This is a genomic window from Pseudomonas sp. rhizo25, from assembly GCF_031931935.1.
GTDB lineage: Bacteria > Pseudomonadota > Gammaproteobacteria > Pseudomonadales > Pseudomonadaceae > Aquipseudomonas > Aquipseudomonas synxantha.
This window is the reverse complement of record NZ_JAUJXA010000004.1, coordinates 411,522-424,722: the sequence shown is the minus strand read 5'-3', so window position 1 is coordinate 424,722 and position 13,201 is coordinate 411,522. Positions and strand designations below refer to the sequence as shown.

At 59.8% G+C, this 13,201-nt stretch carries 14 protein-coding genes; 6 read left to right on the top strand and 8 right to left on the bottom strand.

Annotated elements, in window-relative coordinates; all coding sequences use genetic code 11:
• Positions 1-80: 80 nt before the first annotated feature.
• On the top strand, positions 81-713 hold the full coding sequence (locus tag QZR30_RS11750) for a TetR family transcriptional regulator (protein ID WP_046070674.1): 633 nt from the start codon (positions 81-83) through the stop codon (positions 711-713).
• 5 nt (positions 714-718) lie between these two features.
• Here QZR30_RS11750 and QZR30_RS11745 read toward each other — a convergent pair whose 3' ends face one another.
• Positions 719-1,225 carry a C40 family peptidase gene (locus QZR30_RS11745; RefSeq protein WP_046072638.1) on the bottom strand — a complete coding sequence of 169 codons (507 nt, stop codon included), beginning with the start codon at positions 1,223-1,225 and terminating at the stop codon, positions 719-721.
• Positions 1,226-1,565: 340 nt separating this feature from the next.
• Between QZR30_RS11745 and ureE the strand changes: the two genes are divergently transcribed.
• The 5 genes from ureE to QZR30_RS11720 all read left to right on the top strand — a co-directional run bounded on the left by ureE (position 1,566) and on the right by QZR30_RS11720 (position 5,195).
• Complete coding sequence (gene ureE, locus QZR30_RS11740) at positions 1,566-2,066, top strand: urease accessory protein UreE (protein ID WP_046070673.1); 501 nt, start codon at positions 1,566-1,568, stop codon at positions 2,064-2,066.
• Positions 2,063-2,737, top strand: a complete 675-nt coding sequence (locus tag QZR30_RS11735) for an urease accessory protein UreF (protein WP_311903330.1) — start codon at positions 2,063-2,065, stop codon at positions 2,735-2,737. Before ureE ends, QZR30_RS11735 begins: the two co-directional genes overlap by 4 nt.
• A gap of 19 nt (positions 2,738-2,756) precedes the next feature.
• Complete coding sequence (gene ureG, locus QZR30_RS11730) at positions 2,757-3,371, top strand: urease accessory protein UreG (protein ID WP_311903329.1); 615 nt, start codon at positions 2,757-2,759, stop codon at positions 3,369-3,371.
• Positions 3,372-3,393: 22 nt separating this feature from the next.
• Positions 3,394-3,966 carry a HupE/UreJ family protein gene (locus QZR30_RS11725; protein WP_046070671.1) on the top strand — a complete coding sequence of 191 codons (573 nt, stop codon included), beginning with the start codon at positions 3,394-3,396 and terminating at the stop codon, positions 3,964-3,966.
• 119 nt (positions 3,967-4,085) lie between these two features.
• A complete protein-coding gene (locus QZR30_RS11720) occupies positions 4,086-5,195 on the top strand; it encodes an AGE family epimerase/isomerase (RefSeq protein ID WP_056847090.1) in 1,110 nt (369 codons plus the stop codon).
• Between the two features lie 120 nt (positions 5,196-5,315).
• On the opposite strand, the gene QZR30_RS11715 is transcribed toward QZR30_RS11720, so the two are convergent.
• The 7 genes from QZR30_RS11715 to QZR30_RS11685 form a co-directional block, all read right to left on the bottom strand.
• Positions 5,316-6,221 (bottom strand): cation diffusion facilitator family transporter, encoded by a 906-nt coding sequence (locus QZR30_RS11715; protein WP_311903328.1) that lies wholly within the window; start codon positions 6,219-6,221, stop codon positions 5,316-5,318.
• A gap of 204 nt (positions 6,222-6,425) precedes the next feature.
• Positions 6,426-7,190, bottom strand: coding sequence for an SDR family oxidoreductase (locus QZR30_RS11710; RefSeq protein ID WP_046070668.1), 765 nt, complete (start codon positions 7,188-7,190; stop codon positions 6,426-6,428).
• Between the two features lie 779 nt (positions 7,191-7,969).
• Positions 7,970-8,686, bottom strand: a complete 717-nt coding sequence (locus tag QZR30_RS11705) for an ABC transporter ATP-binding protein (protein ID WP_046070667.1) — start codon at positions 8,684-8,686, stop codon at positions 7,970-7,972.
• Positions 8,683-9,558 (bottom strand): ABC transporter ATP-binding protein, encoded by an 876-nt coding sequence (locus tag QZR30_RS11700; protein ID WP_046070666.1) that lies wholly within the window; start codon positions 9,556-9,558, stop codon positions 8,683-8,685. Before QZR30_RS11700 ends, QZR30_RS11705 begins: the two co-directional genes overlap by 4 nt.
• Positions 9,555-10,832 (bottom strand): high-affinity branched-chain amino acid ABC transporter permease LivM, encoded by a 1,278-nt coding sequence (gene livM / locus QZR30_RS11695; RefSeq protein WP_046070665.1) that lies wholly within the window; start codon positions 10,830-10,832, stop codon positions 9,555-9,557. The genes QZR30_RS11700 and livM overlap by 4 nt, the downstream gene beginning before the upstream one ends.
• A 2-nt stretch (positions 10,833-10,834) precedes the next feature.
• Complete coding sequence (locus QZR30_RS11690; protein WP_003188099.1) at positions 10,835-11,749, bottom strand: ABC transporter permease subunit; 915 nt, start codon at positions 11,747-11,749, stop codon at positions 10,835-10,837.
• Between the two features lie 201 nt (positions 11,750-11,950).
• Positions 11,951-13,087: a branched-chain amino acid ABC transporter substrate-binding protein gene (locus QZR30_RS11685; RefSeq protein ID WP_046070664.1), complete on the bottom strand. Its 1,137-nt coding sequence runs from the start codon at positions 13,085-13,087 to the stop codon at positions 11,951-11,953.
• Positions 13,088-13,201 lie beyond the last annotated feature (114 nt).

Here is a 13,201-nt window from a genome sequence, read left to right as displayed (position 1 = left end):
TCGCCCCCGCCAAGTTCGACGCCGGCAAAGCGCTTTTGCTAGAGTGCGTCGCTGTACTCGCCGACAAAGCCCATTCGCTCATGCTGCCCCGTGCCGAACAGAAGCAACAGACCCGCCTCGCCTTGATGGACGCAGCCCGCCATCTGATGGAGTGTGGCCGTGGGTTTGGCAGCCTGAGCCTGCGCGAAGTGGCCAAGACCGCCGGTATCGTGCCTACCGGTTTCTATCGCCATTTTGCCGACATGGACCAGTTGGGGCTGGTGTTGGTCAGCGAAGTCGGCCAGACCTTCCGCGCCACGATTCGCCTGGTGCGCCATAACGAGTTCGTGATGGGTGGCATTATCGATGCCTCCGTACGGATCTTTCTCGATGTGGTCTCGGCCAACCGCTCACAATTCCTGTTCCTGGCCCGTGAACAGTACGGCGGTTGCCTGGCGGTACGCCAAGCCATCGCGGCCCTGCGCGAAGACATCACCCGCGACCTGGCGGCCGATCTGACGCTGATGCCGAAGTTGCAGCACCTGGACCCAGAGGGTTTGCATGTAATGGCCGACCTGATCGTCAAAAGTGTGTTCGCCACCCTGCCCGACATCATCGACCCACCGGCCCATGCCCTGCCGCCTCACCTCACGCCCCAGGCGAAAATAACCCAGCAACTGCGCTTTATCTTTATCGGCCTCAAGCATTGGCAGGGGCTGGGCAGCACCGAATAAGCCGGTCAGCCCGCCGTGTGGAAGCGCTTGGCAGTGGTGTAGTTTTTATTCCAATAGCTGTTGCTCAGTGAATCGATACGGATCTTTTTGCCGGTGCGCGGCGAATGGATGAATTTGCCTTCACCAATATACAGGCCGACATGGCTGACCTGGCCACGCCCGTTGCCTTTGAAAAATACTGCATCCCCAGGCTTCAAGGCATTGCGCTTGATAGTCGCCGCCGAGGACCGGTGCATGGCCGCGGTAGTGCGGGGTATCAGCACATTGGCTTCAGTCTTGAACAGATACACCAGGAAGCTGCTGCAATCGAAGCCTTGTTCCGCCGACGTGCCGCCCCATTTATAAGGCGTGCCCAACAACTCATGGGCGCGATCGATCACGCCGTCGATGGACGCAGGCTTGATGGCCTGCAGGGAAGTACCGAGAGTAGCGCGTGGTTGAAGACTGGCCGAGGCCGATGAAATGACAAAGGTCAGACTGGCAAGGCATACGAATAAAATTGATCTAAACATGATGAACGTCGCGGTGGAATTAAACACGGCGCACAGCCTAAATAAGCCGCGAGTAATGTCATGAACTCCAAATCCTGATAACGCGTAGGACAAATCCGAAAAAACACCAACAAGAAAATGATGAAAGAAACTTCATCAAAGTCCGCACCGACTTAAACGTAAAACGCCCCTCACCGGTGCTATAAATCCCGTCACGCACCAAATCGATACACTTGGAGAACTCCCTGACGCCCTATTGGGCAGCATGCCCATGCCTACCTACAGGGAATTCCTACTCAATCTGCGGATTGGCAAGCCCCTTGCTCTAGCTCATCCATCGCTCATAGCTGGAAGCCTCCTGATGCTGGTGATACACCGCCGAATCGCCCCGCAAGCCCTCTGGGCCGCCGAATTGCTGCTGAACTTCGAAGCCCGCAGCAAAAGCCGCCTGCGCTGTTTCAGTGCCGAGGGTGAAGACGTCGGCCTGTTTCTGGAGCGTGGTCAGCCGCCGCTGCACGATGGCGAATTCCTACAAGCCGAAGACGGACGTGTCGTACGCGTTCGCGCCAGACCTGAACAGCTGCTGCACGTCACTTGCCGCAACGCGTTTGAACTGACCCGTGCGGCCTACCACCTGGGTAACCGCCATGTGGCCCTGCAAGTCGGCGACGGCTGGCTGCGTCTGCTCGATGACTACGTGCTCAAGGCCATGCTTGAACAGCTGGGTGCCGACGCGCAGACCATCGAAGCGCCGTTCCAGCCGGAACATGGTGCGTACGGCGGTGGCCATCATCATTCGCGGCATGGCGACGAAGACTTCAACTACGCGCCCAAGCTGCACCAGTTCGGCGTGCGCGCATGAACCCAGCCTGGGCGCTGTTGCGCCTGGCCAGTCCGCAATTGCCGATTGGCGGCTACAGCTATTCCCAAGGCCTGGAAATGGCCGTGGACAATGGCCGCGTACAGGACGCCGCGAGTGCCCGGCGCTGGATCAGCGACCAATTGCTGCTCAACCTGGCACGTTTCGAAGCGCCACTGCTGCTCGCTCACTGCCGCGCGGCTGTCGATCAGGAATGGGCGAGGCTGGCGCAGCTGTGTGAAGAACACCGTGCCAGCCGCGAGACCCGCGAGCTTTATCAGGAGAGCCGGCAAATGGGCTATTCCTTGCAACAACTGCTCAACGGCTTGCCGGAACTGGACAGCGCCGCCCGTGAGTTCCTTGCACAACGCGACGAACCGCACCTGGCCCTCGGCTGGGCCCTCGCCGCCCGCGCCTGGAATATCAGCCCCGAGGGCGCCCTCGCCGCCTGGCTGTGGAGCTGGCTGGAAAACCAACTGGCCGTGCTGATGAAAACCCTGCCCCTCGGCCAGCAAGCCGCACAACGCCTGACCAGCGAACTGTTGCCGCTGCTGCAACAAGCCCAGCAAAACGCCGAGCGCATCGACCCCAAGCATTTGGGCAGCGCCGCCTTTGGCCTGTCCCTGGCGTGCATGGCCCACGAGCGCCAATACAGCCGCCTGTTCCGTTCCTAGTTTTTTTGGAGAATCAGATATGAACACCCAACCCCTGCGCGTCGGCATCGGCGGCCCGGTGGGCTCCGGCAAGACCGCCCTGACCCTGGCCCTGTGCCTGGCCCTGCGTGATCGCTACAACCTGGCGGTGGTCACCAACGACATCTACACCCGCGAAGACGCCGACTTTCTGGTGCGCAACCAGGCCCTGGCGCCCGAGCGCATCATCGGCGTGGAAACCGGTGGTTGCCCGCACACGGCGATTCGCGAAGACGCCTCGATCAACCTGGAGGCCGTCGACCAGCTCAACCGCCGCTTCCCGGGCCTGGACCTGATCCTGGTGGAGTCCGGCGGTGACAACCTGTCGGCCACTTTCAGCCCGGAACTGTCGGACCTGACCATCTATGTGATCGATGTGTCCGCCGGCGACAAGCTGCCACGCAAGGGCGGGCCCGGAATTTGCAAATCCGACTTGCTGGTGATCAACAAGATCGACCTGGCCGCGCTGGTGGGCGCCTCGCTGGAATTGATGAACAGCGACACCCAGCGCATGCGCAACGGTAAGCCCTTTGTGTTCAGCAACCAGAAAACCGGGGTCGGCCTGGAAGAAATCGTCGCCTTTATCGAACGCCAGGGCCTGCTGACCGCCGCCTGATCAACCTATAAGGAACCTGTCCATGAGCCTCAACAAACTCTTCGCCGCGGCCGCGCTGCTGCTCGTCCCTGCCCTGGCCTTCGCCCATCCGGGCCACGGCGACAATGGCCTGGTGGCCGGCATCAGCCACCCGTTGGGTGGCCTCGATCACTTGCTGGCCATGGTAGCGGTCGGTCTATGGGCGGCGCAGCAAAAAGGCAACGCACGCTGGGCGCTGCCTTGTGCTTTCGTTGGCACCATGTTGATTGGCGGCGTGCTGGGTTTTGAAGGGCTGCAATTGCCGGCGCTGGAGAGCGGGATTGCGGCGTCGGTGCTGGCGTTGGGCCTGGCTGTAGCGTTGGCAGTGCGGCCGCCGCTTTTTGTGGCCGTGGGTGCCACGGCGTTGTTTGCGTTGTTCCATGGTGTAGCCCATGGTTTGGAATTGCCGGACATGACCAGCCCTTGGGCGTATGCCGCTGGGTTTGTGGGGGCGACTGCGGTGTTGCATGCCGCAGGTTATGCGGTGGTGCGCTTTCTGCCGGTTGCGGCGGCGCCCTTGGTGCGAGTGGCCGGGGCGGCTTCGGCGGCAACTGGGGTTTGGTTGTTGGCGGGGTGATTTGCGGCGCGGCTGAAGGCGCCATTGGGGGCAAGCCCCCGATAGCGCTGGTGCAGACACCACAGTTGCCAAGCCTGCTACCATGCGCGCCTACACCCCTGCCGTGACGACGCCAGCCAATGCCCATCGCTTCCCCCCCTTCCCTGAACACCGTGCTCACGCACTTCCACGACCTGATCGTGCCCCTCTGGCAAGGCCCAGGCTGGAATGCCGACCTGGCACTGCCCTTCGAGGCGCTGGACGCCGATCACCAGCCGCTGCCCCCGCAACGCTACCGCGCCATGGCCTGTGCCCGGCAGTTGTACCTGTTCGCCAACCTGATCGGTGAGCCCGGCGCGGCCTTTGCCGAAGAGCGTGCAGCGGCGCTGTTCCGCTCCCTGCAAAGGCACTTCCACGATGCCGAGCACGGTGGCTGGTTCTACAGCATCGACCCCGCCGGCCAACCGCAGGACAAACGCAAAGACCTCTACACCCATGCCTTCATCATCTTTGCCTGCGCCCATTACTGGGCCAAGGTGCGTGAACCGCTGGTGGAATCGGTGCTCAATGCCGCCTTGGAAGTCGTCGCCCAGCGCTTTGCCACGGGCGATGGCCTGTATGAGGCAGTGCTGGAGCGTAACTGGGCCTCGCTGGGTTCAGGGCCATTGCAGAACCCGTTAATGCACCTGGCCGAAGGCTTCCTTGCGACTCTCGCAGTGCGTGAGGATGCCGACGTCCAGGCGGCCCTGCTGGCGTTGGCGACGGCCATGCAGCAACGCTTCATCGACCGCGAGCATGGCGTGATGATGGAAAAACCGTTGGGGGCTGTGGATAACTGGTTTGAGCCAGGGCACCAGTTCGAATGGTTCTTTTTGCTGGAATCGTCAGAGGTGCTGCGCGGCACACCGCTGCATGCGTCACTGACACGGGCGTTTGCCTATGCCGAAGAAATGGGTGTGGATAAATCGAGCGGTGCGGTCAGTGGCATGCTTGCGCTGGATGGCACGGTGCGCGACGGCACCCAACGTATCTGGGCTCAGGCCGAGTACTTGCGTGCGCTGACGTTACGACCAGGCAGTGAGGCGGTGCTGCAGCGCCAATTGCTGGCGCTGCAAGAGCATTTTCTGCATGCCAAGGGCTGGCATGAATGCCTGGATGCCCAGGGCTCCGTGAGCCGACGGGATATGCCGTCGACTACGCCGTATCACTTGGCGACCTGCTACCAGGGTTTGATCAAGCAGCTTGGGTGATCTTCAGGGCCTCACCGGGGGGGAAGCCCCCCCCCACCTTTGTCCGCGTTTTCATGTGGGAACTCGGTCTAATGTGGGAGGGGGCTTGCTCCCGATGGCCTCAACTCGGTCTGACTGACCTCACGCAATCCACTTGCGGTCGCCCGTAAAACTGATCGTCAGCCAACGCGCCGCATCCGGCGTGCCCAGCCCTGTGGATATCTCTTCACGCAGCCCGTCGAGGGTGGCGACGTTATCCAATGGGTAATCCGCCGGCAACACCACATGAATCTCGATAAACCGCGCCCGCCCGTGCTTCTGCACGTAGGACACGTAATCGTCGAAACCGTGCTTGGCCTGCGCCGCGTCCATTACTTCGCGCACTTTGTCGTCCAGATGGTCCGGGGCGATTCCCAATACCTCGCGCAACGCCGGGCGCAGGATCTTGAATGCTGGCGCCAGCATACTCAGGGCCAGCAGGATCAGGATCAACGGGTCGACATACACCGCCCACTCGCCATAGCCCTGGGACTTGAGCAACAGCGCGGCAAGGAAGCTGATCAGCAAGCCCACCGAGAGCATCGCGTCTACCAGCCAACTGATGTTGTCGAACTGGATCAGCGATGATTTGAGCCTGCGGTTGCGGTAGCGCACATAGAAGAAGTAGGCGAACTCCACGACGGTAAACACCGCCGCATAAACGATCACCAACCCCAACTCGATCTCGCGCCCGCCATTGATAATGCCGAACACACCATTGAGGAACGCGTAGATGGCGATCAACAGCAGGAAACTGCCTTCGATCAACAGCACCATCGGCTCCAGGTGCCAATAGCCGAACTGGAAACGCTCGTTGCTTTTCTTGGCGATCAGCTTGGCCGTGATCAGCATCAGCACCTTGATGGCGGTGGCGATCAGCGAGAAAAAGCCGTCGAATAGAATGGACTGGGCGCCGGATATCACGCCCGTGACAATCCCGGCGATCGCTACAGCGAACATCAGGATCGTCGATTGTTTGAGCAGTGCCTGCTCACCTCGGTTACTCACATTTCCTCCTGTCAAAACCTTTAAACCGCACAGTGCGGAGGGCTTTCAGGAGCGGAGTGTACCTTATGTCCTGTTTTGGCCGATTTGACGCCATCGGGGGCAAGCCCCCTCCCACACTTGAATGGGTTAACAAATCAAGATCTATGAACCCGATCCATTGTGGGAGGGGGCTTGCCCCCGATGGCAGCGACGCGGTCTAAAGCCTTACTTAGTCCCACGCTCAATCGCAAACCCAGCCCAGGTCTGGCTCACCGGCATCAGCTCCAAGCGGTTGATATTCACGTGCGCCGGCGTATTCATCACCCAGAAAATCGTATCGGCAATATCCTGCGGCTGAATCGGCTCGGCACCTGCATAGGTGGCGTCATAACGCGCTTGGTCGCCGCCAAACCGTACCAGGGAGAACTCGCTCTCACAGAGCCCCGGCTCGATGTTGGTTACGCGTACACCGGTGCCTTGCAGGTCGCAACGCAGGTTCAGCGAAAACTGTTTCACGAACGCCTTGGAGCCGCCATATACGTGGCTGCCCGGGTAAGGATAGTTGCCGGCGATAGAACCCAGGTTGATGATCCCTGCGCCGCGACCATGGGCGATCAGGCGCGGCAGCAACAGATTGGTAGTGGTCAGCAGGCCTTTGATATTGGTGTCGACCATGGTTTCCCAATCGTCGAGGTTGCACTTGGGCGCAGGGTCGGTACCCACGGCCAGGCCGGCGTTGTTGATCAGCCCGCGCAGCTTGGCGAACGACGGTGGCAGGTTGGCAATGGCGTCTTCCATGCCCTTGCGGTCACGCACATCTACCACCAGGCCATGCACTTCGGTCTGCTTGGAAAGCTCTTCAACCAGCGCACTCAAGCGCTCGGCACGGCGACCGGTGAGCACCAGTTTCCAGCCGGCTTCGGCAAAACGACGAGCACAGGCTTCGCCGAAACCTGAAGTGGCGCCAGTGATAAATAGCGTGTCGGACATGGTGTTCTCCTTGCGGGCATCGGGGAAAAAAGCAGCCAGCAGAATGCCCTTACGCCGCCCTTGCGGCAACCGCTATGCACACACCTTCATACATGACTGATCATTTTTTAACCATATTGAGCAGAGCCTTATAAACCGTGGCTTGCAGCCATATGCGCGCAGGTTATCCACAACTGCGCCCACAGTCTTTGGGGGCAAGTGCAAACTGCTTGAAGCCGCTGTATACAAGGCTTTCAGGCGGGTCTGGAAAGTTTTTTGCTTGACCTGGATGCAAGCGTATGTAGCCGCTGACATATGCGGCAAAGCATACGATGGCTCCAGGCCAGTCATTCCGGCCCCTTCGGGGGTCTTTCCAGAGTTTAGTCACAGACTTATCCACAGGCTGGACGGTCACATTCCGGTCATATAACTGTGTCTTTAAACAGGTTGACAAAACCCTCGGACGGCCGCAAAAAACCGACTGATCAAAAAACAACCACGAGGCTGTAAGCCACGTGTTTAAAGGCTTTCAGCCAGCTACTCCCACGTTACCCACAGCCGGTTCCACAGTGGATGGGGACAAGTCAAAACTGTGACAAAACAGGGATTTGCGGCGGCTATATGTCGCGCTTTGGAGGGTCGCTGGATTTGTTTTCCACAATTTGGAGAAAGGCCTTATGGACCCCACAATCAAATGTGGGAGGGGGCTTGCTCCCGATAGCGATTTGTCAGTCAGCACTTCTTAAACTGACACACCGCTATCGGGAGCAAGCCCCCTCCCACAGGGTACTGAGTAACAGTTAGTGACCGCCTAGGTAAGCGTTGCGAACTTCCTCATTCACCAGCAGCTCTTTACCGGTCCCCGTGAGGCGAATCTCACCATTGACCATCACATACGCCCGATCCGACAAGCGCAGCGCATGGTTGGCGTTCTGCTCCACCAGGAAGATGGTCATCCCGGTGGAGGCCAGTTCACGCAGGGTTGAGAAGATCTGCTTCACTACAATCGGCGCCAATCCCAGGCTCGGCTCATCCAGCAGCAACAGCTTGGGCCTACTCATCAATGCACGGGCGATGGCGAGCATTTGCTGTTCGCCGCCAGACATGGTCATGGCCCGCTGGTTGCGCCGCTCCTTGAGGCGTGGGAACAGCTCGAACATGCGTTGCATGTCCTCGCCGGCAAACTTGTCGCCAATGGGGATGGTGCCCATCAGCAGGTTTTCCTCGACGGTCATGTCGGGGAACACCCGCCGCCCTTCCGGCGACTGCGCAATGCCGTTGGAAGCGATGTAGTGGGACGACTTGTGGGTAATATCGACGCCGTTGTAGAGGATCTGCCCCGACTCGGCCCGTGGCTGGCCAAAGATCGACATCAGCAGCGTGGATTTACCCGCGCCATTGGAGCCGATCAGGCTGACGGTTTCGCCTTCGTTGATGTACAGCGAGACTTTTTTCAGGGCCTGGATCGGGCCGTAATACACGTCCAGATCCTTCATTTCGAGGATAGGCGCACTCATACCAGCTCCTCTTCGTCCGCGCCCAGGTAGGCGGCAATCACTTTCGGGTCGTTGCGGATCGCCTCCGGGCCGCCTTCGGCGATAACGTTGCCGTGGTCCAGTACCACGATGTGGTCGGAAATACTCATCACCATGCCCATGTCGTGTTCGATCAGCACCACCGTGAGGTCGTGTTCGTCGCGCAGCAGGCGAATCATCGCGCTGAGGGCTTCGGTTTCCTGGGGATTGAGACCCGCAGCGGGTTCGTCCAGGCAGATGATCTGCGGCCGCGTGCACATGGCGCGAGCAATTTCCAGGCGGCGCTGCTGGCCGTAGGAGAGCTCGCCGGCCAGGCGGTTGGCACAGTCCACCAGGTCGACCACTTCCAGCCAATAGAAGGCATGGTCGAGGGCATCGCTTTCGGCCTTGCGATAGCCCTTGGTATTGAGGATGCCGGCCAGCATATTGCGGTTGACCCACATGTGTTGGGCCACCAGCAGGTTTTCCAGCACCGACATTTCCTTGAACAGGCGAATGTTCTGGAAGGTCCGTGCCAGGCCGGCGCGGTTTACCAGGTGGGTGCCGCCGAACATCTTGTAGTACACGCGGCTGAGGAAGCTTTTCGGCGACACGAAGTCCACCGCCTTGAAGCGCTCGCCGAGCAACTGGATCACGTTGGTCTGCTGGCCTCGCACATTGAGTTCGATCTTGCCGCCGCTGGCTTTGTAGAAGCCGGTGAGGCAGTTGAACACCGTGGTCTTGCCGGCGCCGTTGGGGCCGATCAGAGCGAAGATCGAGTTGCGTTCGACCTTGAGGCTCACATCGCTCAAGGCCTTGATGCCACCGAAGTGCATCATCAGGTGTTCCACAGAGAGCACGACTTCCTTGCTCATGGCGCGACTCCTTTACGTGGCGTCACACCGGTACGGCTGATTCGAATCAAGCCACGGGGTCGCCAGATCATCATCACCACCATCAGCACCCCAAACAGCAGGACGCGGTACTCGGAGAAACTGCGCAGCAGTTCAGGCGCAACAGTCAGTACGAACGCCGCGATCACCACTCCCACCGTCGAGCCCATGCCGCCTAGCACCACAATGGCGAGGATCAATGCCGACTCGAAGAAGGTAAACGACGACGGGTTGACGAAGCCCTGGTAGCTGGCAAAAAACACCCCGGCCAACCCGGCGGTGGATGCGCCGATGGTGAACGCCGAGAGCTTGACCAGCACATGGTTCAGGCCCATGGAGCGGCAGGCGATTTCATCTTCGCGCAAGGCTTCCCAGGCGCGGCCCACCGGCATGCGGGTCAGGCGATGCTTGATGTACAGCACCGCCAGCACCACCAGGAACAGCACGATGTAGATGAACATGAACTTGATGTTGGGGTTGTAATCGATGCCAAAGAACTCGTGGAACGGGACGCCGCCATCCTTCGCCCGCTTGCCGAATTCCAGGCCCAGGAAGGTTGGGGAAGGTACTGGCATACCGTTGGGGCCGCCGGTGAACGACAGCCAGTTGTTGAGCACCAGGCGAATGATTTCACCAAAACCCAGGGTCACGATGGCCAGGTAGTCACCGTGCATTCGTAGCACCGGGAAGCCGAGTATGCACCCCGCCAATGCCGCCGCAATGGCCGCCAATGGCAGCACCGTCCAGAAGCCGAGGCCGAGGTATTGATAACCCAGCGCCAAGCCATAGGCACCGATGGCGTAGAACGCCACGTAGCCCAGGTCGAGCAAGCCGGCCAGGCCCACCACAATGTTCAGCCCCAGGCCGAGCAACACGTAGATCAGCCCGAGGATAACCACGGTGAGCAAGTATTTGTTGGCGAAGATCGGGAACACGATGGCGATCACGATCAACGCCGGGATGATCCAGCGCAACCGCGACTTGTAGTCCGGTGGCAGCACGTGCACACCCGAGCCGCTGCTTTCGAAGCCCTGCAGAATCTTCACACCCTTGGGGGTTTGCAGGAACAGGCTCAAGGCAAAACGTCCGGCCATCACAATGGCGACCAATGTGGCAACGCGCATCGGCTCCAGGTTGAAGCTGTAGCCGTCGAGCACCACGCCGACGATGGGGCCGAACACGATCAGCGAAATCAGCCCGGCGAGGACCGTATCGACCACACTTTTCTTGATATCAATGGATTTGGCAGCAGACATGTTTACACCTTCGCCACAAGTGGGCGACCAAGCAGGCCCTGGGGACGGAAAATCAGAATCACCACCAGCAGGGAGAAACTGAACACGTCTTTGTAGTCAGAGTTGATCAACCCCGAGAACAGCGACTCAGAGATACCGAGGATGATCCCGCCGAGCATCGCCCCAGGCAGGGAGCCGATGCCGCCGAGTACCGCTGCGGTAAATGCCTTGATGCCGATGATGAAGCCGGCATAGAAGTCGAAGGTGCCATAGTTGAGGGTGATGAGCACGCCGGCCAGGGCGGCCATGGCCGCGCCGATGACGAACACGTAGGAGATCACCCGGTCGGTGTTGATGCCCAGGATCGAGGCCATCTTGCGGTCTTGCTGGGTGGCGCGGCACATGCGGCCCAGCTTGGTGTATTTGATGATGTAGGTGAGCAATGCCATGCCGGCGAACGCCGCCACGAGAATGAACACTTTGGTGTAGGTCAGTTGCACGAAGCCAGTGCCGATATCGACGCGCCAGGCGCCGGCCAGCAGGGTCGGGATGCCTTGTTGCTTGGCGCCCTGGGCGATCTGGGCGTAGTTCTGCAAGATCAGTGAGATACCGATGGCGCTGATCAGCGGGGCCAGTCGAGTGGAGTTACGCAGCGGCTTATAGGCGACACGCTCAATCACCCAACCATAAACGCCGGTGACGACCACGGTGAAGATCAAGGTGCCGAGAATGAGCAGCGGGAAGGATTCGATGCCGAAGTAAGCCAGCAGTGCCAGACTGATCGCCGCGAGGTAAGCGGAAATCATATAAACCTCGCCGTGGGCGAAGTTGATCATGCCAATGATGCCATAGACCATTGTGTAGCCGATGGCGATCAGGCCATAGACCGACCCGAGGGTCAGGCCGTTGACCAGTTGCTGCAGGAAAATACCATCCATAACGCAATCTCACGCGGTGAGCACCTGCACACCAGTGGGTGTGCGGCGCTTCTGGAGGAAAAAACAGATCTCAATAACAACGCCACTCTCCTGTGGGAGAGGGCTTGCTCCCGATTGCGGTGGGTCAGTCATGCATGTATTGGCTGACACTGCGCTATCGGGAGCAAGCCCCCTCCCACATTGGTACTGTGGTGCTCAGGCTTACTTCTGCTTTTCCAACTGATGGTATTTGCCGTCCTTGTCCCACTGGTAAACCACGTAGTCAGAGACTTTCAGGTCGCCCTTGGCATCCCAGGCTTTTTCGCCCATGACGGTTTTAACCGGGTTGGCCTTGAGCCACTTGGCAGCGTCTTCGCCCTTGTTGGACTTGGCACCGTTGAAGCCGGCAGCCAGGGCCTGGATCGAGGCGTAGGCGTACAGCGTGTAGCCTTCGGGCTCGGTGCCGTTTTTGCGGAATTCTTCCACCACGGTCTTGCTGTCCGGCAGCAGGCGCGGATCGGCGCCGAAGGTCATGTACACGCCATCGACGTACTGCGCACCACCGGCAGTCGCCACCAGTTCATCGGTCACCACGCCGTCATCGGACATGAACTTGACGTCTTTCAAACCGGCTTCACGGATCTGGCGCACCAACGGACCGGCTTCCGGATGCAAGCCGCCGAAGTACACCACGTCGGCGCCCAGGGAACGGATCTTGGTGACCAGGGCGCTGAAGTCTTTCTCGCCACGGGTCAGGCCCTCTTCCAGCACCGGCTTGACGCCACGCTTGGTCAACTGCGCAGCGGTAGCGTCGGCCAGGCCCTTGCCGTAGGTGTCCTTGTCGTTGATCACCGCGACTTTCTTGCCCTTGAGCACGTCGACGATGTAGTCGCCGGCGACGATGCCTTGCTGGTCGTCACGCCCGCACATGCGGAACATCGCACTCAAGCCGCGCTCGGTGACTTGGGGGTTGGTGGAGCCCGGGGTGATGGCGATGATGCCGGCTTCGTCGTAGACCTCAGATGCCGGAATAGTGTTCGAGGAGCAGAAGTGTCCGACCACGCCGATGACTTTGTCCTGGTCCGCGAGGCGGTTGGCAACGGCCACGGCTTGCTTGGGTTCACAGGCGTCATCGCCGGCAATCAGCTTGATCTGCTCGCCGTTGATGCCGCCGGCCTTGTTGATAACGTCGGCTGCCGCCTGGGCACCCTTCATGTACTGCTCACCGAAAGCGGCGTTGGCGCCCGTCATCGGGCCCGCCACACCAATCTTCACATCGGCTTGAACAAACGTAGAAACACCCAGCGCCGCTGCAACGGCGAGGGCCAGAAAACCTTTCTTGTAAAACGTCTGGGACATGAGTGGTGCTCCGATATTTTTGATTTTTGGCACGACAACTTGCATTCAAACCTTTCACCGAAAGCTCAGAGCAAGCCGCGTGCCATTACGTTTTTATTCTTCAAAAAGACACGG